The 226-nt window shown below is 29.2% G+C and carries 1 protein-coding gene; it reads left to right on the top strand.

Annotated elements, in window-relative coordinates; translation table 11 throughout:
* Window positions 1–127, top strand: a 127-nt coding sequence (locus tag CPJCM30710_RS18305) for a DUF4372 domain-containing protein (protein ID WP_212905411.1), incomplete at its 5' end; no start/stop codon positions are given.
* Window positions 128–226: the final 99 nt, after the last annotated feature.

Raw genomic sequence — 226 nt, 5'->3', positions numbered from 1 at the left:
GTATGGCGGAGACTATAGAAGTCAACATTTTGATTCAAAATCTCATTTGTATTCTTTACTTTATTCTAATTTAAAGAACTGCAAGAGTTTAAGGGAAATACAAGCTGAAGTAAGAAGTAAATTGTAATAAAAAGCTAAGAAGTTTAATCAATGTTCCAAGTGTATCTCAATTCTCGCGTAAAAACGCATCGCGTGATTATAGAATATTTGAGGATATATTTTATAA

This window comes from Clostridium polyendosporum, from assembly GCF_018332455.1.
Taxonomy (GTDB): domain Bacteria; phylum Bacillota; class Clostridia; order Clostridiales; family Clostridiaceae; genus Clostridium_AY; species Clostridium_AY polyendosporum.
Note: the sequence above shows the minus strand (reverse complement) of the source record. Positions and strands in the feature narration are given on the sequence as shown.